Below are 20,954 nucleotides of genomic sequence, written 5' to 3'. Positions count from 1 at the left end.
GTGTAAAGACCACAAAAAAAGGCGAGCCGCATCGGCTCGCCCTTCATTGTAGGGGCCGATTGCATCGGCCCGCCTCCCCTTATTGCCGTGGATCGTTACTGTCCCGTCGAAATACTCCAGCTCGTTCCCGGTCCTGCGGTGTATGTGATGTGCCGCCCATCGCGCAGCGTCACACGATAAAAGCGCATGCCATCCTGCACAAGGAACTGCACCGCCTGCCCGCTGCGCACCTGGGCTTCGGCTTCGGTATGCATCGCTTCCAGAGCCGGATCAGTGCCCGAAGTCTGCGTGGCGGAAACCGATCCATCCCCGTTCACCGTGACATGTGTGGTGCCGCCTCCGGGAGGCGCATCGGTCTGATACGTGCGCACGGTGGCCTTGTGCCCATCCTGCGTCGTCACCTTGCTCTCGCGGATCAGCACTAAGTGGATAATATCTTTTGCCCAACTCGGATGGACGGCGGTCAACCCGCCCAGCAGAACCATCGCCAGCATTCCCAGTGCCAGTGCTCTGCGGCGATAGAGAGGGACTCTGGCCGGAACGGGGCGCATCAGCCGGTAGCCCAACTGGGTGCGGTGCGACTCGACGTGCACGTCCGGCGCGTGCACCTCTTTCAGACGGTCTTCTACGGATTTCATACTTGGCCTTTCGTGGGTTGCGGTCTTGCCTCAGTGAAGGACAAACCGAGACTCTCGCGCAGGCCCTGATCCTGCCGCAGTCTCGCCAGGCCCCGGTGAACCAGGGATTTCACCGTGCCAACCGGCCGCCCGAGGACAGCGGCGACCTCTTCAAACGTCTGCGATTCGAAATAGTGCAGCAGCAGCGGCGTTTCATATTTTTCGGGAAGGGCCGCAATGGCTCTGCGCAGTGACCGGTAGGCTTCGTCCTTCTCCAGCGCTGCGACGGCGGCGTTGACTTCCGTCAAATCCACGTGCTCCGCTTCCCAGTCCGTGGCAGAGGGTTCAGGCAGCGGCAGCAACCGCGACAGTTTGCGCCGCCGCAGTTCCCGCCGCCATTCATTCACCGCAATCCGCAGCAGCCACACCTCCACCGGCGCCGCAGACATCTCATAGCGCGGCCAGGCACGCACCGCGCGGTAGAACACGCGCGACGTCAGTTCCATCGCCATGTGCACGTCTGCCGTGGCATGCAGCACAAACCGCCAGATCCGGTCGTAATGGCTCTCGTAGACTTCGGTAAAGGACGGCTTGGATGGCATAATCGGTCCGGTGGAATTGACAGTCTTCATCCCGTAAAACCCCCGGCCCGCCCCAAGGTTGCATTCTTGGCCGTTTTCCGGGAACCCTTTTCCCGCATCCGTCGTTACATTTACGACATTGGTACCTTCCGTCCCGCGGCTTCGTCTCTGCGGGGCGGTTTTTCAAGATCTAACATGCAAGTAAATACTTGCATAAAGGCGCCGTGAAAGACGACGACAAAATATTCAAGGCCCTCGCCGATCCCAGCCGCCGCAGGTTGCTCGACCGCCTCTATGACGACAACGGCCAGACCTTAAGCGACCTGTGCTCCCGCATGAAGATGAGCCGGCAGGCGGTGGCACAGCATCTGGCGCTGCTCGAGGCCGCCAACCTTGTTACCACCGTCTGGCGCGGTCGGGAAAAGCTTCATTACCTGAACCCCGTTCCTATCCATGAAATCTATGATCGCTGGATTAAGAAATTCGAGAGTAATCGTCTGCAAGTATTAAGTAACCTGAAGCAGGATCTTGAAGGAGGCCGTAATGAGTAAAACGAAATTCGTATACGTCACCTACATCCGCACCACCCCCGAAAAAGTCTGGCAAGCCATCACCGAAGGGCCCGTAACGCGCCAGTACTGGGAACATGAAAATGTGTCCGACTGGAAGCCCGGTTCCCCTTGGGAGCATCGTCGGACCGATGCGGCGCACACCGTAGATCTGGTGGGCAAAGTGCTGGAAACCACGCCGCCCCGCAAACTGGTCATCAGTTGGGCTGCTCCGCAGGACCGCGATGTCCCCGCCGGGCACAGCCGCGTCACCTTCCTCATCGAGCCGATGGAGGATATGGTCCGCCTCACCGTCACCCATGATGACCTCGAACCCGGATCCAACATGGAGCAGGGCATCACCGAAGGCTGGCCGCGCGTGCTCTCCAGCATGAAGTCCTTCCTCGAAACCGGACGCCCGCTCGCCACCTGGTTCGGAAAAGAGAAAGCGGCTAAACAGGAAGCCTGAACTTTTCCATATCCGAACAAAGGGCGGGCTTTTGGCTCGCCCTTGTCGTAGGGATCGGTTCAAGACTGCCGGCCACCACTCATCCCTCTGTACTGAATAAACCTCGTGTAGTTGCGCAGCTTGCTGCGTCCGGGAAGACCAAACCATCCACACCCACCGTAGGGGCGCGATTGTGCGCCCGCCTGACGGGTCACCAAACCGTCCACGGGCGGTTGTCGGAGGGGCGGATCTCAGATTCGACCGCCATCATGAATCATCCGGCCCAGCTCCGCAAGGCTCGCCCTTTCTTTAGCCTCCCTCGCCTCCCCATCTTCCCCCAAACATCCTCATCCTCCACACCCAGCCAACCGCCTGAAAATCCGATTCTTCCAACTCTATTGCCCCCATTTTCACAACTCACCTTCAAGCGCACACGTCACTTGCGCATCAGTTCAATTCTTTCTTGTCTTCTTCTTGAACAGATGTTATATTATACCCGTGCATTCTGCGAAAAGGTGCTTCAACCATCCATCAGTCGGTAGGCCGAACCGAAAGCGATTTGATGCCCTGCAGCACTCATTTCGCCCCTTTTTCTGCCGTAGGGGCACGGCATGCCGTGCCCGCACTTTCTGTAAAGATGCCGGATCAAATCTGCCCTGCTGTGCGTGAGCAGGTATAGACGTATCCGTTTTGGCTTCTATAGCTCTTGGCTTCTTATTTTCAGACTTTCAGCATTTATGAGGAGAGTAGTCATGCCGGAACAAGAGACCATGCAGGATCTGATGAAGACCGCCCAGCCGGGAAAGGAACATGTGATCCTCGCGCAACTCGCGGGGGAGTGGAATACCGTGATGCGTGTGTGGATGTCGCCCGATGATCCGCCAGCCGAAGCCAAGGGCCTTGCAATCGTGAAGTCGCTGCTTGGCGGCCGCCTGCTGACAGAAGAACTGCACGCCAAGTTCGGGGACATGGATTTCGAGGGCTTCGGCACCATGGGCCATGACAACTTCCGCGGCAGATTCTGGCAGACATGGACGGACTGGGATACATGTCTCTATCATGGCGAAGGCACGGCCAGCGCCGACGGAAAAACAGTTACCATTTCCGGCATGACGGACCGGCACGAACTGAACCGCACGAACGTCCCGCGCCGCACCGTCTTTCATTTTGTGAATGACAACCTTCACACCTTCGAAGTCTTCGAGAAAGACCCCAGTGGCAAAGAGTCCCGCACCCTCGAGATGGAATACCGCCGCAAATAGAGTTTCACACACACCCTCATAAATCCGTCAGGTAATCAAATCACTAAGGGAGAGACCATGGCAGAGCAGGAAACCATGCAGCAGGAATGGATTAAGCGCGGAACGCCCGGCAAAGAACATCAGATGCTCGCGCGGCATGAAGGCGAGTGGAATGTCATCCTCCGCACGTGGATGAACCCCGATGAGCCGCCCTCCGAAAACAAAGGTACGGCCAGCTACAAGATGATCCTTGGGGGTCGTGTGCTGGTGGAAGATTTCCGCGGCGACTTTCAGGGCATGCCCTTTGAAGGCCACGGTATGATCGGCTATGACAACAACCGCGGCCGCTGGTGGCAGACGTGGAATGACAACATGAGCACCGCCATCTTCAAGGGCGAAGGCACCGCCGGCCCGGACGGCAAGACCATCACCATGACCGGCAAGTCGGATCGTCCGGATCGCAAGGATGTGGAGTCGAAGGGCGTCTACCATTTCGCAAGTGACAACGAGCATACCTTCGAGACCTACGAGAAAGGCCCCGACGGCAAAGAACGCAAGACCATGGAAATCCACTACCGCCGCAAGTAGCGGAGGCACCAAGGCGTAACAGAACAGGCGAACTCGGATGAGTTCGCCTGTTCTGTTTAGAAGAAATCTCCCGGCGGCTACTTCAGCAGCAGCAGCTTCTGAGTCATCACACGGTTTGACGTCGTCAGGCGCGAGAAATACAGCCCGGAAGGCAGTTCCGCGCCATCGAAGCTCAGAGTATGGCGGCCCGCGTCAAACGTACTGCTTGCCAGCGTGCGCACCAGCCGTCCCGCCACGTCATATACCTGCAGCTCCACATGCGCCGCCACCGGCAGCGTGAAGGAGAGTGTGGTGGAAGGATTGAAGGGATTCGGATACGCGGCCACCGAATAGTCCAGCGCCAGCGCCGCCGACTGCCACGTGGCCGAAGCCATCCTATCGCGATGCTCCGTCCGCGCACCGTTCACATCGACGTCCGACAGGTAATACCAGTAGGACTCTCCCGCCGTCACGTGCGTGTCGGTGAACTCATAACGCTGCTCAATGGCTGACGCGCCCTGCGACGGCACCGTCGTCACCCGGGAGAACTCCCCGTCGGCGGATGTACCGCGCCAGATTTCGAAATGGTCATTGCGCGTTTCCGATGCCGTTGCCCAATTCAATGCAATGCCGCGCTCCGCGGACGTTGCCGTAAACGCGGTCATCTCCACGGGCAGCATCTCATCGTACTGGAATTCAAGACACGCGCAATTCAGGTAACCACCATAGGACGCCTGCGCATCGCGAATCAGGATCTGCCAGATGCCCGCCGCATTGTGACCGTTCACCGCGCTCAGAAATTCTTCCGGACGGTAGCTTCCCCAGTAAGGCGGATACCCCGTGGTGATCGACGTGCTCGCCTGATCGTCGAAGACCGTATTGGAATAGTTCTGCCCGGAGTTTCCATTCGCGGTGGACAGTTCAAGCGTGTCGTTCCACGGAGTGATGAGATACATAAACAGATCGCGGTCGCGGCGATGATTCAAATCCACGCGCACATTCAAATCGGTAATGTGATATTGAGCCGCCACGACGATGGGATAAACCACGGTGGACAGATCCGTGATCGGTCCCACGCACGGACCGATGCAATGCTGGTTCGGCATCGGTTCTGCCGGACAGGACACAGGTTCGGTGGTGACTTCCAGCCGGTACGGTTGCCCCGGAGTATAGGCTGACGTGGGCCGCACGGTAATCCAACCGCCGTTCCAGACAGAATCGCATCCGCCGAACGTGTACAGCGGAGTTCCGATGGGATAGGCGCTCGTGCCGCAATCTCCATTGGGCAGCGTGGCCCAGCCGAGACGGATTCCCTGCGGCGGATAGGTGCTGCACCCCGGCCCGGAATAAAGTCTGACAACGGTTCTTTGCCCGGGTGTGGTCGGCGGCACCCGCCAGTAATCGATATCGTCGACATTGCAGATGATGCCGCCATAATGGACGGTTGATCCGGACAGACACGCCAGATCGAGGATGCGCATCTCATCGGCAATGCAGTTGCCGTTGGGCTCGACTTCGGCGGGATCCTGCGGGAAGCAGAGCGTTGCTCCCGAACAGAGGTTTGTTCCGGAGACTACAAAGCCATCGAACATCGGGCCGTAATCGGTGTTGGCCGAATTGGTCTGCAGGGCAATCCGGAACTTCAGCACATGGCCGGTGAGCGAGGTGAGGTCAATGACAGGGAGGTATGTCTGATTAAAGAGACTCCACGTCACCGGCAGATCGATGTACACATAGTTTTGGCCATTGACGTCACAAGTTGGATTCGAGATGTGACACCACGTCGCACCGGAATCGATGGAGACCTGCATGCCCCAGTAATCGCAATCGGGAAATTCCGCGCAGTCATAAAGGGAGCCGGTCACCCAGAGGTCGGCCTCCACCGGCCCATTGAACGTGCGCAGATCCACATACGGTGACTCGATCACCGTATTCATGTTGTTGTTGTACAGGTTCGTGCCCGCATTGTTGCACGCCAGAATGTGTTCTCCCGCGGGAGACGTAGCGTCGGTAGCTATGCGCCACAAGTTACCCCCGGTGGGTGTGATGGACTGGGTGCTCCAGTCCGCAGCATTATCCGCATTCGACGCAAAGATCGTATCACCTCCCGCCGCATAGACGCGAATGTTGTCCACCATCCAGCCGAACATGGCCGGATTGTCGGGCGTCGAGTAGGCGACGTCTGACGCAAAGGCCCAGCGCAGCATGACGCTTTGCCCTGCCCACGCGCTCAGGTCAACGGTTTGAAGATGCCACGCCGTGCGGGCGCCGCACCAGCCGGGAACGTTCAGGCCCTCCTGGTGCTCAAACCCAAAGCTGTAAAGACTTGTGCGATCATAGGCCGGACTCAAAGCAGTGGAGGGGACAATCGACCACGACGAGCCGCCGTCGGTGGAGATGCGGAGGTTCATCCCGTCCCAGCCGTTGTAGCCGGCAGGTTCGCCGCCGGGTGTCTCACAGCTATACCGATGCCAGAAGAACATGCCGGCGCTCGCCGGAAGCTGGATCGGCGGGGAGTCCAGCACCATGTACCACCCGTTGCGGTAGCCGTGCAACGCCGGATCGGCCATCCACCAGGATGTGCCGCTGCCGCCGAACGCGTTGTAGCTGTCCAGATGCCACATGCTCGGCGCGGCGGTCAGATCAATCGGTGTCCAGCCATCCAGCGTGCCGCTTTCCCAATCCTCATAGAAGATGACATCATCGAGGCTGTGGCGTGTCCCATGCAGTACGGCACCGGAGGGAGACCCTGCGGCTGATGTCCGGGGAGACACCGAAGGGGCGGCCGCCAAAGCCGTCTGCACTGCAAACGCCGTAAGAAAAAGAACAAACCAAAATGTGCGGATCATGATGTGCTGCCTCATGTTGTTCTGGAGGTGTGCTGAAGGTCCACTCGACGGTCGCTGCTGACCGTTTGCTCTCGCGTGTTACCTCAATAAGGTGCCTGCTACCGCAAAATGCAAGCAATCGTTCTGGATTTTTACCTAAAAATCACATCCTGTGCTACTAAGTATGGTTTGCTATATTGTGGAGCGAAAAGTCAACAAATAAAAAGAGGGCAAACCTTGCGGGGTTTGCCCTCTTCCATTGCCGTGTCGGCAGATCGGTTAACGGTCGCTTTGCTGACCGCCCATGCCGCCCTGCTGCCCGCCTTGCTGCCCACCCTTGCGGACGCCCTCGCCGGTTTTTCCGGGATCGTTGGGCATATTGCCCGGGATATTCTCTTTGTTCTGACCCTGGCCGGTTTGTGATCCTTGCTTCTGATCTGGCATGATTGTCTCTCCGTGATTATGATGGCTTAACGATGGTCAAACAATCCGCGAAGTTGACTTATTCCGCGGAAAAAAGTTCAGTGATCGGAACCGCCTCGGTTCGAATCATTGTCATGGCTGTGACGGCCCGCCTCCCGAGCCTTCTCCGGATCATTGGCGAAGTTGCCGGGATTGTTTTCTTTGCCCTGGCTTCGGCCGCCGAGACGTCCAGCTTCGGCCACACTCATCGACCCTTTTCCAGCTTTCGACCCGTCTTGCTTTTGATCTGGCATGATTGTCTCCGCTGTCATCCATCTCCCTACTTGCCCTTGCCGCCACCACTCTGGCCGCGTCCGGAACCGCCGGAATTGCCCCCAGATCGAGTAGTGGAACCGCCGCTACGGTTACTGCCCCCTTGAGAGGAGCCCCGCTTATTACCTGCCATGATTCCCTCGTCGTTGATGATGTTCGCCGGTTCTTCCTATTAGGCAGAACGTCCATCGCCTTGCAATGGACGTTCATGCTAAGAAGCCATTTCGGCCTCAACATAGTTGCCGCTTAACACGGCTGGATCTATCTTCACGGCCAGACTTAACATCTTTACCGCTTAGTTACTGCCGTGATCAGCGATTTCCCGGCTCGCGGCCGTGACCGCCGTGCGAATGCTCGCCGCCCTTGCGTCCGGCCTCGCTGGCCTTCTGCGGATCATTGGCGAAATTGCCCGGATTATTCTCCTTGCCTTGGCTCTGGCCGCCCTTGCGCCCAGCTTCTTCACGGGACATACCCTGACGTTCTTCCGGTGCCATGATTACATTCTCCTGATACACTTTAATCGTTCTAAATTATTCACGAATGTGTCGCTTGCTTGCCAGAATGTCTTCGGCAAGCTATTTGTTACACAAAACCGCTATATGAAAGTTCCCACTTGTGGAGCCTCATGTGGTGAATCTAAGCCGAAGCGGGAGCAGAATTTAACCACACTTTGGACCATCGCGTATGACGTGAGAGTAATTCCTAACGGGATTGGCAAATCCTATAATTCGTATCGAACTCTCATCTGCGGGAAACGCAAAGGGCGCACGTCTGTGCGCCCTTTGGCAGGCAGAAGAGTGCGAGCGATTACTCGGTGTTATCAAGGTGTTGCGGCGCAATAACCGCCGGTGCCTGAGGGTGCGTCGACAGTTGCAGCATGGCACTGGTCACGGTGCGGACCATGTATACTCTGCTCTGCGGCAGATCCGCGTTTCCCGCATCGACATAGCTGCTGTCACCGGTGTTGGCCACTATGGTGAAGGGCCCTCCCCAAGCCGGCGCGGCATAGACCCGGTACCATACGTCCGGCAGCGTACATCCGGCTACAGAATGGCTGACCGGCGGCCAGTGCAGGCGGATATCATCGCCATCGATGATAATCGTGACCTGCGGCGCAGGGGGTGTGGTCACGCGATGTCCCGAGAGCGGAATGCGGACAAAGCCGCCGTTCTGGTTGGCGGCATCGGTGGGGATCAGCAGAGTATCCTGAAACAGGCCGTCATGATCGGGCAGGCCGAAGGTCAGCACCATGTCACAGGCGCTCATCTGCCCCGGGGGCAGTGTGATGTAATCCCCACAGGAACTGCGCGTGGAAAAGACGCTGTCCGCAGGAAGCGGCACCGCGTAGACCGTTACATCCTGCTGTCCAAGATTCCGCAGGAGGAATGTATCCGTGGGCGTGAAAGGGCATTCCACCGTGCCGACGTCCCAATTCACTATGGGCACGCCGGGCTGATTGGGCCGGACCAGCGCGAGGTATCCCTGCGAGGCGGTAATCCCAAAGTCAGCATCGGACATATCCTGATAATCGGCGCCCAGGGTGCTGAGGCGAATCCGGCAGGCGTCGGAAACCGTCTCGCCCGCATCCGCAAAGGCCGCACCGTTGTTCGGCAAACTGTCCGCCAGCAGCGTCCATTCTCCCGATGGGTAGGATCGGTTCAGTTCCAGCCGCATAAGCCCCGGCCAGCCGATCGCCATCCACTGCACGGCGTGGGTCTCATGGATTCGCCACTGCTCGCCGCCGTTGGGGGTTAGCAGGCGAACATCCGGTCGAATGCTGAAATCCGCATCGGACACGTCGCTCAGAGTGTCTCCTATGACCTCCACGCGCACCCGGCAATGCTCGGCAAGTAGCCCGGAGACTTCTACCGTCAGCGGCCCGGGGTCAACCACGCTATCAGCCAGAATCTCCCAATCTCCGGTTGGAAAGGTGCGGTTCAAACTCACCCGGAGCGGATGCGATACCCCTTGGCCGGTCCACTGAATTCCGGCGGGCACGCCTATAGTCCAGATCTCACCGCCGTTGGGAGTGACAACGCGCACAAAGCGGTGAATTTCCGGCGTGCCAATCTGAAGGGCCGGCTCACGGTCCACACGCTTGCGCACCGCGACCCAGTCGATGTAGCGCACACCGCCCGTCGAATCCGCAAATTCACTTTCGGCCAGCATGATCTTCTTGGCATTGGCGTGATAGCCGGTGGAATCGAGGCTGGCGCGATACACCGCCGAATCGGCCATCGTCCAGATCAAAGAATCCCGCCCATGCTGCGCGTCCCAGAAGAAAGACAGCTTCTCCACGGCATAGTCGGAGAGGTCGCGGTTCAGGAGCAGCATCGTCGCCAATTGCGATTGAGCGCCATTGGCCGCCATCCGCCGCACGAATCCCCGGCCCTCGATGGTGAACATATATCCGGACAACAGACACGGTAGATTCCATGCTCCCGGACTGACCGTGGAAAAGGCACCGCTGCCGATAGCCAGTGTGGACCGCTGTTTAACCGTTCCGTTCAGGACCTTATGGCGTACCATCACCTCAAAATCACTGGAGAACGCGGGAACGCTGATCATCGCCCGTGTGCCGGTGACCCAGGCCTCTGCGGCCAACTGGATCACTCCGTCGGCGCTATTGGCCAGTCCATGGTTGGCGTTGAAGTTGGACAATCGCCATTGACTTCCGTACTGCCACTTTGTCGTATCGCGCAGCACAATATTTCCGAAGTAGTTCTGACTGCCGGAGCCGCTCATGTTCTGCGAGCCGCCCTTGAAGCATTGCAGCGATCCGTCGCGGTCGAGCCAGATTTGCGGGCCGTAGGTGTAGATATCGAGACCGGACATGCGCGGATAGCGGGTCCAGTGAATCAGATCGGTCGAGGTTGCGTAGCCCATCTTCCAGGCAAAGGATCCGTTGCCGAACCCCTGATAGGCCATCCAGTAGGCGGAGTCCTGCCACACGACATAGTCGGCAAACAGGGTGTGGCCGGGAGGGCCGTCCCAAGCGCCGTATGTGCCGGGGCCTAACACGGGCGCGGAACGCACCGAATAGTGCACGCCATCGGTAGACCAGGCCATGCCCGGAGTCTTGCCGCCTTCACCGCCAGAGATGCCACAGGCTTCGAAGAACACCACCAGCGCTGTGTCCGTAGCTATCGTGGTGGGATGGGAGACATACGAAAACCGGTAGAGCTGCGACGTGCTTGTGTCTACCGCCACGCCCTGCCAGGTCCAATGCTCACCGTCGGGCGATGTCCAGTGCTCCACCTTCTCCGGCCCGGTGTGCGCCAGTTCCGCAACCTTGCCTTCGGTGTGCATGTGATAGAGCCCGTTGAAAAAGGCGACGGTGGGGCGGTCTCCATAGATGGTGTCGCCGCCCTGCGAGGCATCCATAATGAGTTCCGGGGGAGACCACGTTCTGCCGTCGGCACTGAACGACTGGGCGAGCAGCGAGCGCATGTCCACGTCGTTGTTCCAGAGCGAGTCATGCAGCACGCCGAAGTAATGCTTGTAGACGTGATTGGGATTCGGATCCCAGGGCTCCACCAGAATATTCCCTGCTTCGCGGATGCCCCAGTGATACCACGACCCGGCGGGGCCGCGCGGGATGACCGGTTGGGTAAAGTGCGGATCATACACCACGCGCGTGAACGTGTCGAGGCCGGCCGGCGCTATCACGTTAAAGGTGGAATCGAAATCCGAGAACATCAAAAACGTCTGCGCCCCGTTGGAAGCGGGCAGGGCGCTGGGGTTGCCCGAATACAGGTAAATACTGCGCACGGAACCGCCGGCAATCTGCGGCACCTTGACCCAAATGGTAGCCGACGCTCCCGCCGGATCATAGGCCTGAATCCAATAGGACAGCGCGGTAAGGCCATCGCTGTCCGTGAAACGCAGATCCTCGCCGTGAGGCAAGGCTTGTGCAAAATCAAAGGCAGAAGCCGTCAGGATAACCTTGACCGCATAGTCGGTCAGGTCGCCATTATGTGTGACATTATTAATCGTCACGGGCTGGCGAATGGCCCAGGCGCTGTCAAACCAGTTCTGGGCGTGCGCCGTGCTGCAGATAATACCAATACTGAAAAGTAAACTAAGATTTGCACATCGCTTCAAGATACCATCTCCTCATCATCTCTGTGAGCGGGTTCTCATCGTTCCTTGCCAAGGCAAGGAGCGACCGTTACGTCGAGGCTGATTCGAACAGATCCAGTCTATGCGATATTTTTCACAGTGACGGGCGCGCCTGATCTGAACACCGCAACGCCTATCCCTGTTGGCCGATGTTGTCCAGCCACCCCCATAAACGCCGAGAGAGTACACGTGGGTGCACTCTCGGCAAAATCCTTCGGGGTGTGGCTGGTTAATGCAGGCTGACCTTGCGCCCTCCATTTTTCTGTCCGCCGGAATTTCCGTGGGGCATTCCGGCAAGCTGCAGTACGGTATTATTGGTGACCGTCGTGACGGCATACAGTCTGTGCTGAGTGGATTGCACCGCTCCCGGATCCAGATAGGTCGTGTCCGGAGTAGTGGTCAGGAGATCATAGGGTCCGTCCGCCGTAAGCGCACCGTACACATTGTACTGCACGGACGAGAGCGCGCATCCACCGGCGGTTTGAGTGACCGAAGGCCAGGTCAGCCGGGCGTCGTCCCCTTCCATGCTGATCGTCACCTGCGGCGCGGGGGGTGTGGTCACGCGATGTCCCGAGAGCGGAATGCGGACAAAGCCGCCGTTCTGGTTGGCGGCGTCGGTGGGAATCAGCAGAGTATCCTCAAACAGGCCGTCGTGGTCCGGCAGGCCGAAGGTCAGCACCATGTCACAGGCGCTCATCTGCCCCGGGGGCAGCGTGATGTAATCCCCACAGGAACTGCGCTCACTGAACATGCCGCTGGCCGGCTCGGGCGAGTAATACACGTTCACGTCCTGCGAGCCCAGATTGCGCAGCATGAAGGTATCGCTGGCCACCATCGGGCATTCCACCGTGCCGATATCCCAGTTGGTCACCGGCAGTCCCGGCTGGTTAGGCCGCACCAACACCAGGAGTCCGTCGGAGGCCAGAATCGAAAAATCGGAATCCGAAACATCTTCGAAATTGGTGCCCAATGTGCTGATGCGGATGCGGCAGGTCTCCGAAAGAGAATCGCCGGCGTCGATGTAGGTTATACCCGTGTTCGGCAGACTGTCCACCAGCAGCGACCACGCACCCTGCGGATAATTGCGGTTCATTTCGAGTCTCACCAGTCCCGGCCAGCCCGCGCCGATCCACTGCACCGTGCTGGTTTCATGGATCCGCCAGCGCTCCCCGCCATTGGGCGCAACCAGCAGCAAATTGGGGATAATCCGGAAATCCGCGTCGGAGAGATCATTCAGAGTATCGCCTAATTCCTGCACCCGCACCCGGCAATGATCCGAGACCGGCTCGATGATTTCCGCATCATACTGTCCGCTGTTGTCGATACTGTCGGCCAGCGATTCCCATGGACCATCGGGATAGTCACGGTTCAACTGAACGCGCACGGCGCCGGACACAAACTGGCTGGTCCAACGAACTGTGCCGGGCACGCCGACTTTCCACTCTTCACCGCCGTTGGGAGATACCACCTGAATCGTCGCTCCGGAAATGGAGAAGACGGAATTGGAAACGGCGGTGAAACCTGTGGCATCATCCGTGATGCGGATCCGGCAACTGTCCGATACCGGCCCGGCCACCGTGATGCTCAGATTGCCGGTATTGGGAAGGCTGTCGCCAAGAATAGCCCAGGATGAGGTGGCAGCATGGCGGTCAAGCTCCACACGGATCGCTCCGCCGATGCCGAACGATTGCCACTGCACCGTATGAACCTCTCCGATCAGCCAGCGCTCGCCGCCCGATGGCGAGGTAATCATCAGGCGCGGGAGAATATGAAAGTCCGCATCGGACATATCCGAAAGCATATCGGACACCGCGCTCAGGCGGATACGGCAGTGATCAGATGCTATCCCATTATCAGTAAGGGAGTAAGTGCCGGTATCGGCCAGGCTGTCCGCCGCCATCTCCCACGTTCCCGAGGGAAAATTGCGGTTGAGTTCGAGGCGCAGCAGACCGGTAATGCCGCGGCTGGTCCATGTCACCGTTGCCGGCAACCCCGCCTGCCAAATCTCTCCGCCGTTGGGAGTGGTCAGATGCACGAAGGCATGGTTCTCCGAATTTCCGACCAGAGTGGACGGCTCATGATGGATGTATTTGCGAACGAACATCCAATCGAGGGACATTTCGCCGCCCGCACCGGAAACGTACTCTCCCTGCGAAACCAGCACCCGCTTGTTGGCGGTACGGAATGTCGCATCACGGAAGGCGGCGCGTAGTGTATCGCCCGCATACCATTTCAAGCTGTCCGTATCATCGTAGATAAAGCGGTGGATGTTGTAATTTTGCATCAGCCCCGGGGACGGCGACCAGGACGAGAGTACGGTCTTGCCGCCGGAGGCAGGCATCCGCACCATTACGCCGCTGCCCGAGGTAAACCAGGCGTAACCGCTTTGAAGGACCGTGGTCTCCCACTGTGCCACGCCGCCTACGTTCATGTCCACAACTTCGCCTGACCCGATGGCTACCGAACAATAGGGCGGACTGCCCGTGCCATAGTTCTGGCACTTGCTTTTCATCTCGATGGAGAAGCCGTCGGTGAAGCGCTGGGTGCTGACGATGCTGGCGGAAGACCGCAGAAACGCCTCGCCGCTGAGCGTCAGGACGCTCGCCGAATCATTGGCCAGACCGTAATTACTGCCCTTCTGCACCAGAGTGAACACGCTGTTGTACGGCCACTGTGCGGTATCCCGCCGGCACAGATAGGTTCGGAAGATGCCACTGCGGTTGACCGGGTAATAGTCGATGCACTCGGTGCCCTGCAGGGCTCCGTTCCGGTCCCAGAAAAGCTGCGGGTCCCCCGTATCTGAGGCATTCAGGTTGTTGGAACCGTTGGTGACTTTGGTCCAATGAATCAGGTCGTTGCTGACCGCAAAGCCCGCCTTCCAATTGGGATTGGAGTTGGAAAGCCCATGATAGATCAGCCAGTATTGTCCGTTGATCTTGATGATATTGTCCGGCACCATCGCGCCATCGTCCCACTGGCCGGTACTTCCCAGCGGGATGATGCGATCCTGTCCATAAACGGTAAAATGATAGCCGTCGTGCGACGTGGCCAAACCAATGGAGCCACCGCCGCAATTTTGACAGCTTCCCTTGCCTTCGAAGTAAACATACCACGTGGTATCGGTCGCGCCATATTCTACCCAGACGGTGGGCGAACTGGGGCTGGTATCCATCCATGGCCGCGTGGGATCGGGCGGTACGGCGAAGCCCTGATAGGTCCAGTTCAAGGCATCGGTGGAGGTCATCAGACCGACGCGGTCCCAGGTGGGATTGGTCTTATCCTCATAATATAAGAAATAGGTGCCGCCGACCTTGACCACCCACGGGTCTTCGCCGTAGGTCCACGGGTTGACCCGCCCCTGCTTTACCCATGTGTACCCATCGGCGGAGAAGGCCGCTCCCAGTTGAGTCACGCGGTCGGTCGTGTAGATTGAATCGCGGTAGGCGGAGAACCACATCTTGTAACGGCGGGAGGGATCGGGCTCGGTGCTGTCCACCAGCACATTGCCGTGCTCCCGGAAACCGAAATGGTCATACTCTCCGAAGGTCCCCGGGGCCACGAGCGGCGCCGCGCATTCGGGGGAGCGGATCATGCGGTCAAAGGCTCCGGGCAGCGCCGGGGCGACAACATTGAAGGTCTGATCGAAATCCGAGAACAGAGGGAATGTGGCGGCTCCGCTTTGTGCGTCCGGCGCGGATGAATTGCCGCTATAAAGAAAAATCGAGCAGGTCGAGCCGGCTGGGATGTGAGGCACCTTGACCCATACGACGGCCTTCCGTGCCGCCGCATCATACGATTGAACCCAATACGCGAGAGGTGTCAGGCTGTCCGAGTCGGTAAAACGCAGGTCCGCACCATTGGCTTGAGCCAGGGAGAAATCAAAATTAGCCGTAGTGAGTGTGATTTTTACCGCATAGTCGGTCAGATCCACTGTGCGTGCGGTGTTGCTGATAGTAATGGGCCGCCGCGAGGTCCACGCATTGTCAAACCAACTCTGACTATGCGCCGTCCCCGCACTCAGCCATAGCGCGATAAGAGGCAAAAATATGAGTATCGGTCGCTTCAATACGGTCTCTCCTGAAGGTATCCTTCATTCGGGATCAAGCATGCTGGCATGTTATTCAACGCGGACTTTTCCGTGCGGTATCCCGCTTTAACGCGATTTTTCAAAAAGAGTACGGAACAGACCCGTGTCCCGTAATATTTCTCTGTGTCTGCTTTATTTCCTTGAAGGATTGAAGACCCAACCGCACAGATGTGTTGGCTCTCTACTCCCGCTATGGAATCCCTTTGAGGCAAGTTATCCACCTCAGGGCACAAAAAAAGCACGCGTGCGAACGTTAAATAACTAAATCTTCTTCAGTTCGCAGGTGCTCTCGGGTAACGTCAAAGTATCTGAATTAATTTAGGTCGGCCTGAACCGGAAGTCAAGAGAAAATTGGGGTCAGTAAAATTATTAGAAGGGCCGGATTCCAATCTTAAATTGATGCAGTCGGACAACTGCAAACAATATACCGTGAAGAATGTAGAAAAAAAGAGCCTGTGGCATGGTGCACAGGCTCTAACCGTCCTATATTACTGACCCCGATAGGTAGGCGATTCATGCCTCAGTTCGGCAAAATAATCCTCGTCTTCAAGGCACTGCTCTTCGTCGTATGTGGCCGCGCTTTGGCATCCAACATAGGGTACTCGGATTCGAGGTAACGGTCGGCAATCAACCGCGAGAAGACGGGCGGGCTCATGTCGCCCTGCGAATTGCCGAATGATGCAGCGGCGATCCAGTTCTGCTGCGCATTCCACGGAGCGGCAAAACGCATCTCTTTAAACTGCCAGCGGGAATGCAGACTCCATTGATCAACGGTATGTGAATTGGGCTCGCCGCCCATGGCCACAAAGGCACTCTGACCCGGTGGCACAATATTCTGCGAACGCCACGGACCGGCGCCCAGTTCGAAAGCCTGCTGGTATGTTCCATGATCGCCGATCTTCTCCGGAATTGCCGTAAGCTGTTCATAGGAGAAGAGGTCTGCCGGCTTGATCACGTCCTCGATTTCCGTGACATGGTTGCCGCCCATCCACGGCACGTTGTCGCCCTGATCCCACCAGGATGCGGGCTTATTATTCCAGTTGGCAAAGTAGTCCTGTCCGGACTGATCGGAGGAAGGCAGCTTGTTAAACGGGATGAATCCTGCCCATTCTTCGCTGCCGTCGCCGCGATGGGGAAGCCGCGGGTCTATGCCGTCGGCGCGGTTCTGATACTTGCCGATGTGCCAGTAATGCACCCGTCCATCGTCCGCCGCGCAGAACACGTTGAAGGACATCGGATTGAGCACCAGCGCCTGCTCGAAGCGCTCCATCGTCTGGGCCCGCGCCGATTCGTACAGGGACTGGAGCATATCCAGTTCACTGCCGCGGAAGGTCGTCTTCAGCGCGAAGACCTGGTGGTTTTCCAGATCAGCGCCAACAACTGGACCGTGCGCAGTGCGGTAATGTGTGAAGACGGTCGCCTTGTCTTCGACGTAGATGGTATCGGTAAGCGTTTCGAACTCATGCCAGGTTCCCTTGTAGTAGTAGCGGCTGTAGGATGCCGTTTCAGTCGAGTCGATATACATGTCGCTGTTGTCGCTGTAGCCGCTGGTAAAGGTCCACGCCAGACGGTCATTGCGTCCGATCAGCACGCCCGGCATCCCCGCGATGGTCATGCCGCTAACGTGCAGGGTGGGGCAGGACAGCTCCACCTCATGGATCGTATTGGCTTGTCCCAGTTGTGGGGAGCCCATCTGCGGACATCCCAGCAGCATGGCCTTACCCGAGCTGGACTTCTCCGCCGAAATCAGCACGGCAAAGCTGCCGAACTTCAGCGGCATGTGAATCTGCCGGATCAGGTCGCGCGACTGCTTCCATCTCTCGGCCAGCTTGCGCACCGGCTCCAGTTGCACCTTCATGCCCGAGTAGTGGTAAGCCCGTGGCGCGCGCTTGCCCTCACCGCGCATGGTGGTGGGCGCCGACGCATCGTTCAACGGACGGTGGCTCTCGAACCACGGGCGGCCATTGGTCTCCAGTTCGGCGAGCCGTGTCAACTCCTCGCCGCCGAACTGTCCGAAGACGCTGGTGGTGAATTGCGTTACCGCCACCACGTCTTCCACCGTCCAGCGCTGCAAGTCCACGTGCGCGAACTCGCGTGGCTTGTAGTGCGCAGAATCCACGGCGATGGAATCCAGATAGGCGTTGATCCCGGAGGCATAGGATTCGATCATCGTCTGCAGCGGCAACGACAGGCTGCGGAAGGTGGCCTGCCGCTCATCGAAGGAATAGAGCATCGTGCGCATCTTCTGGTCCAGCGGCAGATAGCTCTTACCGAACCACTCGGCCAGCTTGCCTTCCGCGCTGCGGCGGTAGGTTTCAAGTTGCACCAGCCGATCCTCCGCCACGGCAAAGCCCTGCCCGAAGAAGACCGCCGCTTCGGTTTCACCCGTAATATGCGGCACGCCGTAGGTGTCCCGGGAAATCTCCACCGTGGTGCCGTCCGGTGCCGGCAGATAGGTGGCGTCCGTCTTGGCGGCCCGGCCCGAAAACATGCAGACCAGACTCAGCACCAGAAGAAGTGAAATAAGTCGCAAACTGCTCAGACGCATGTTCTCCACGCTGCAAGAAGGATTCAGCCGCCAATGGATCTCTCTATGTCAAAATATAAGGAGAGTTTTCACGAATGCAAGCAAAAAGTTCCATAGGAATATGTTGCCGATTTTCCCAACTCCAGCGTAGAATTATCCACTCTTACTCGTAATTTTTCATACCAATAGCGGCAGCACCTCATTGAGGATGTCGAAGTCAAGTATTCCTCCATTATTGACCTCTCTGGGCAACAAAAACGGCGGCCAAATGCCGCCGTTTTCAGGTCCAAAAATGGACTGGAGGCGGGCCCCCGCCCGTCCACAGCTTACTTCAGAAGCAGAATCTTCTCGGTTCTGGTCATTTCCGCAGATTGCAATTTCACAAAATAGGTCCCCGAGGCCAGCCCTTCGCCATCGAGGCCGATCTCATGGCGTCCAGCGTCCCGGATCTCATCGCAGAGGGTTTGCACATGGCGTCCCTGCAGATCATACAGATCCAGCGTGACCTTCTGCCGTGTCAGCAGATCAAAGCGGATGCGCGTGCTGCCGTTGAAGGGATTGGGATATGCCGACAACACCGCGTAATCGGAAGGCTTGAAGACTAACGGCTTGCCGGTGTCGGAAAGCACCTCTGAGAGATCCAGATAACATGGCCCGATGCCCGCAGCGACCCATAACCGGTTGCGGGGGGCATCGTAGGTGAGATTTTCCATCAATACATTCTGGGAAGCAAACGGAAACTCAGCTTGCAGCACCTCCCAGCTTGCGCCGAGATCGGAGGAGATCCAGAGTGCGCTGGAATCCATTTGGATCGCCACAAGCACCGGATTGGGCCGCGGTATGACAATGACCTGATTGCTGCCCGGAATCTCGTAGTAGGATTCCCCAAAAGGCAGCAGGCCGTTGGAATGCCGGGTACCGTCTTCCCAGTGCAGCAAATCGGTGGCGGAGGTTACAAACACATCATTCCCGATGACCGTCAAATTGCTGAGCGGCCCTGTCAAAGACCCCAGATACTGCCATGTCTGGCCCAGATCTGCCGACCTGCAGACCGCTGATTGCGAGCCCAGAGAGCCGTCCTGGAGAATATACACACAACTATCGGTCAGAACGATCTCCTTGGCACTGGCTTGGAACGGCAAGCGGGGCAGCATCCGCCACGTGCTCCCAAGGTCCTGCGAGAGGAATAGAGTGTCACCATAAAAATCACTCATCGAGGCAATAAGGCGTGTGCCGGATGAACCTGTGTGCTCATGGACGTTCCATGGACTGAATCCCCAAGGCAGAAAGGGATCGAACGTCCACGTCGTCCCATTATCGCTGCTGTGAGCCATCTGGCCGAAGCGGTGGTCACCCGTATCGTCGGCAAGATGTTTCATTGCGTAACACAAAAGAGTGTCGCCGGATTTGCGAAGCACCCGGCTTAGAATGATCGCCGTATCGGAATGGGATTCGGGATACGGAAACGGCTGCCATGCCGAATAGGGAGGCTCCAACCGGTAGCCAGTGTAATGCACGACATCGTCGAGAATTGTAAAGTCGCCGTCCGGCCTTCCCAGCGGAGGCGTGCTCAAGGGCTGCCATGTCTGGCCATGGTCACGCGATTGATAGAGGCCATGATCCGAAAGCACCACGTAGAGCGATCCACTAAAGGGGTTCTGGTACAGTGAAAGCGCACCCACCGTATCTTGCGGCAGTCCGCTGCCGCAAGGCATCCATGAATCGCCACCGTCTGTCGAACGCAGAAGGCCGCCCGGACATCTGCCCGTCATAAAGAGCAACCCCGGCTGGAAATCATCCTCGACGATCTGCACCGCATCTTGAATCTGCGATTCCAGTCCTTCGAGAATATCCCACGTCTGCCCATCATCCCATGAGGACAGCACTCCGCACGATCTGGCTCCCCAAGCAGAACCAAAAGTTGCGAGGAGCCGCCCCGTTGAAACCCGTACCATGCTGCGGAGATTCATTAAGTAACCCGGAACATAATCCGCAAGGCACAGAATGCGGGTCCACGTATCACCGAGATTGGCACTCCGGTAGAGTTCGCCGCGCGTCGGAGCAACATAATACAGCGTGCTGTCCTGTCCGGAAGGCTGGTAGAGTTTGACTTGAAAGCCTGTCGGGGTCGTGCTGACCGTATCCCATGTCTGACCGAAATCTTGCGAACGCAGAAACCGACCGTTGCGCAGGTGGAGCCAGACATTGTGCTGCACCCGCCAGAAGGCGACGTCGCCTGACTCGTCGCTCGAACTGTCGGCAAGGATACGCCAACTTCTTCCTCCGTCGAAGCTGTATTCATGCAAGCAAAGCGTGCCGGACACGGCGGGACTGTAAACGTCTACTGAAGCCAGCAGAGTGTCCGCCGCAGCGTCCAGCGCGTCAAAATCGGTGTGCCCAATGCGGTGATACGGCGGAAACCGGTCACTGACAGGCTGCCAGTCTCCACCGCCATTTTCAGTCTGCCAGATCCCTGCCACAGCGGAGCTAAGAAGCATCTTCTGGCCGGAAGAATCGGCAATCGCCGCTCCATAGGTCGGCTGCCCGGCGGGAAAAAGTGTCCATGCGGCCATGAGCGGACTGCAACTCAGCAGTACTCCGGCGCTCAGCAGGAGCCAATAACGTAAATGCATCATCCCTCCCCTTATCGACA

At 58.0% G+C, this 20,954-nt stretch carries 13 protein-coding genes and 1 pseudogene; 4 read left to right on the top strand and 10 right to left on the bottom strand.

Annotation, left to right across the window (positions count from 1 at the left end):
* Positions 1-95 precede the first annotated feature (95 nt).
* A complete protein-coding gene (locus tag VGL38_01715; GenBank protein HEY3294134.1) occupies positions 96-638 on the bottom strand; it encodes a hypothetical protein in 543 nt (180 codons plus the stop codon).
* On the bottom strand, positions 635-1,249 hold the full coding sequence (locus tag VGL38_01710; protein HEY3294133.1) for a sigma-70 family RNA polymerase sigma factor: 615 nt from the start codon (positions 1,247-1,249) through the stop codon (positions 635-637). Before VGL38_01710 ends, VGL38_01715 begins: the two co-directional genes overlap by 4 nt.
* A gap of 173 nt (positions 1,250-1,422) precedes the next feature.
* Here VGL38_01710 and VGL38_01705 point away from each other — a divergent pair, with 173 nt between their 5' ends.
* The 4 genes from VGL38_01705 (at position 1,423) to VGL38_01690 (ending at position 4,023) form a co-directional block, all read left to right on the top strand.
* Complete coding sequence (locus VGL38_01705) at positions 1,423-1,749, top strand: helix-turn-helix domain-containing protein (protein ID HEY3294132.1); 327 nt, start codon at positions 1,423-1,425, stop codon at positions 1,747-1,749.
* Complete coding sequence (locus tag VGL38_01700) at positions 1,742-2,215, top strand: SRPBCC family protein (protein ID HEY3294131.1); 474 nt, start codon at positions 1,742-1,744, stop codon at positions 2,213-2,215. Before VGL38_01705 ends, VGL38_01700 begins: the two co-directional genes overlap by 8 nt.
* A 731-nt stretch (positions 2,216-2,946) precedes the next feature.
* Entirely contained in the window at positions 2,947-3,456 is a 510-nt protein-coding gene (locus VGL38_01695; protein HEY3294130.1) for a DUF1579 family protein, read from the top strand.
* 57 nt (positions 3,457-3,513) lie between these two features.
* A complete protein-coding gene (locus tag VGL38_01690; GenBank protein ID HEY3294129.1) occupies positions 3,514-4,023 on the top strand; it encodes a DUF1579 domain-containing protein in 510 nt (169 codons plus the stop codon).
* A 77-nt stretch (positions 4,024-4,100) separates the two neighbouring features.
* Here VGL38_01690 and VGL38_01685 read toward each other — a convergent pair whose 3' ends face one another.
* The 8 genes and pseudogenes from VGL38_01685 to VGL38_01650 form a co-directional block, all read right to left on the bottom strand.
* On the bottom strand, positions 4,101-6,851 hold the full coding sequence (locus VGL38_01685; GenBank protein HEY3294128.1) for a T9SS type A sorting domain-containing protein: 2,751 nt from the start codon (positions 6,849-6,851) through the stop codon (positions 4,101-4,103).
* A 258-nt stretch (positions 6,852-7,109) separates the two neighbouring features.
* Entirely contained in the window at positions 7,110-7,274 is a 165-nt protein-coding gene (locus tag VGL38_01680; GenBank protein ID HEY3294127.1) for a stress-induced protein, read from the bottom strand.
* Between the two features lie 77 nt (positions 7,275-7,351).
* A pseudogene (locus tag VGL38_01675) lies at positions 7,352-7,492 on the bottom strand (KGG domain-containing protein).
* A gap of 384 nt (positions 7,493-7,876) precedes the next feature.
* Positions 7,877-8,059, bottom strand: a complete 183-nt coding sequence (locus VGL38_01670; protein ID HEY3294126.1) for a KGG domain-containing protein — start codon at positions 8,057-8,059, stop codon at positions 7,877-7,879.
* Between the two features lie 313 nt (positions 8,060-8,372).
* Entirely contained in the window at positions 8,373-11,669 is a 3,297-nt protein-coding gene (locus VGL38_01665) for a DUF2341 domain-containing protein (protein HEY3294125.1), read from the bottom strand.
* A gap of 247 nt (positions 11,670-11,916) precedes the next feature.
* Complete coding sequence (locus tag VGL38_01660) at positions 11,917-15,753, bottom strand: DUF2341 domain-containing protein (GenBank protein HEY3294124.1); 3,837 nt, start codon at positions 15,751-15,753, stop codon at positions 11,917-11,919.
* Positions 15,754-16,294: 541 nt separating this feature from the next.
* Positions 16,295-18,307 carry a penicillin acylase family protein gene (locus VGL38_01655; protein HEY3294123.1) on the bottom strand — a complete coding sequence of 671 codons (2,013 nt, stop codon included), beginning with the start codon at positions 18,305-18,307 and terminating at the stop codon, positions 16,295-16,297.
* A gap of 320 nt (positions 18,308-18,627) precedes the next feature.
* Positions 18,628-20,937 carry a T9SS type A sorting domain-containing protein gene (locus tag VGL38_01650; GenBank protein HEY3294122.1) on the bottom strand — a complete coding sequence of 770 codons (2,310 nt, stop codon included), beginning with the start codon at positions 20,935-20,937 and terminating at the stop codon, positions 18,628-18,630.
* Positions 20,938-20,954: the final 17 nt, after the last annotated feature.

Source organism: bacterium (genome assembly GCA_036504735.1).
GTDB lineage: Bacteria > Electryoneota > RPQS01 > RPQS01 > RPQS01 > DASXUQ01.
This window is presented reverse-complemented; position numbering and strand designations above follow the sequence as displayed.

What these genes read in the sequence shown, in the direction of transcription:
- VGL38_01695 (HEY3294130.1), top strand. Translation starts at nt 2,947, where the DNA reads ATGCCGGAACAAGAGACCATGCAGGATCTGATGAAGACCGCCCAGCCG.
- VGL38_01670 (HEY3294126.1), bottom strand. Translation starts at nt 8,059, where the DNA reads ATGGCACCGGAAGAACGTCAGGGTATGTCCCGTGAAGAAGCTGGGCGC.
- VGL38_01700 (HEY3294131.1), top strand. Translation starts at nt 1,742, where the DNA reads ATGAGTAAAACGAAATTCGTATACGTCACCTACATCCGCACCACCCCC.
- VGL38_01715 (HEY3294134.1), bottom strand. Translation starts at nt 638, where the DNA reads ATGAAATCCGTAGAAGACCGTCTGAAAGAGGTGCACGCGCCGGACGTG.
- VGL38_01710 (HEY3294133.1), bottom strand. Translation starts at nt 1,249, where the DNA reads ATGAAGACTGTCAATTCCACCGGACCGATTATGCCATCCAAGCCGTCC.
- VGL38_01680 (HEY3294127.1), bottom strand. Translation starts at nt 7,274, where the DNA reads ATGCCAGATCAGAAGCAAGGATCACAAACCGGCCAGGGTCAGAACAAA.
- VGL38_01650 (HEY3294122.1), bottom strand. Translation starts at nt 20,937, where the DNA reads ATGATGCATTTACGTTATTGGCTCCTGCTGAGCGCCGGAGTACTGCTG.
- VGL38_01690 (HEY3294129.1), top strand. Translation starts at nt 3,514, where the DNA reads ATGGCAGAGCAGGAAACCATGCAGCAGGAATGGATTAAGCGCGGAACG.
- VGL38_01685 (HEY3294128.1), bottom strand. Translation starts at nt 6,851, where the DNA reads ATGATCCGCACATTTTGGTTTGTTCTTTTTCTTACGGCGTTTGCAGTG.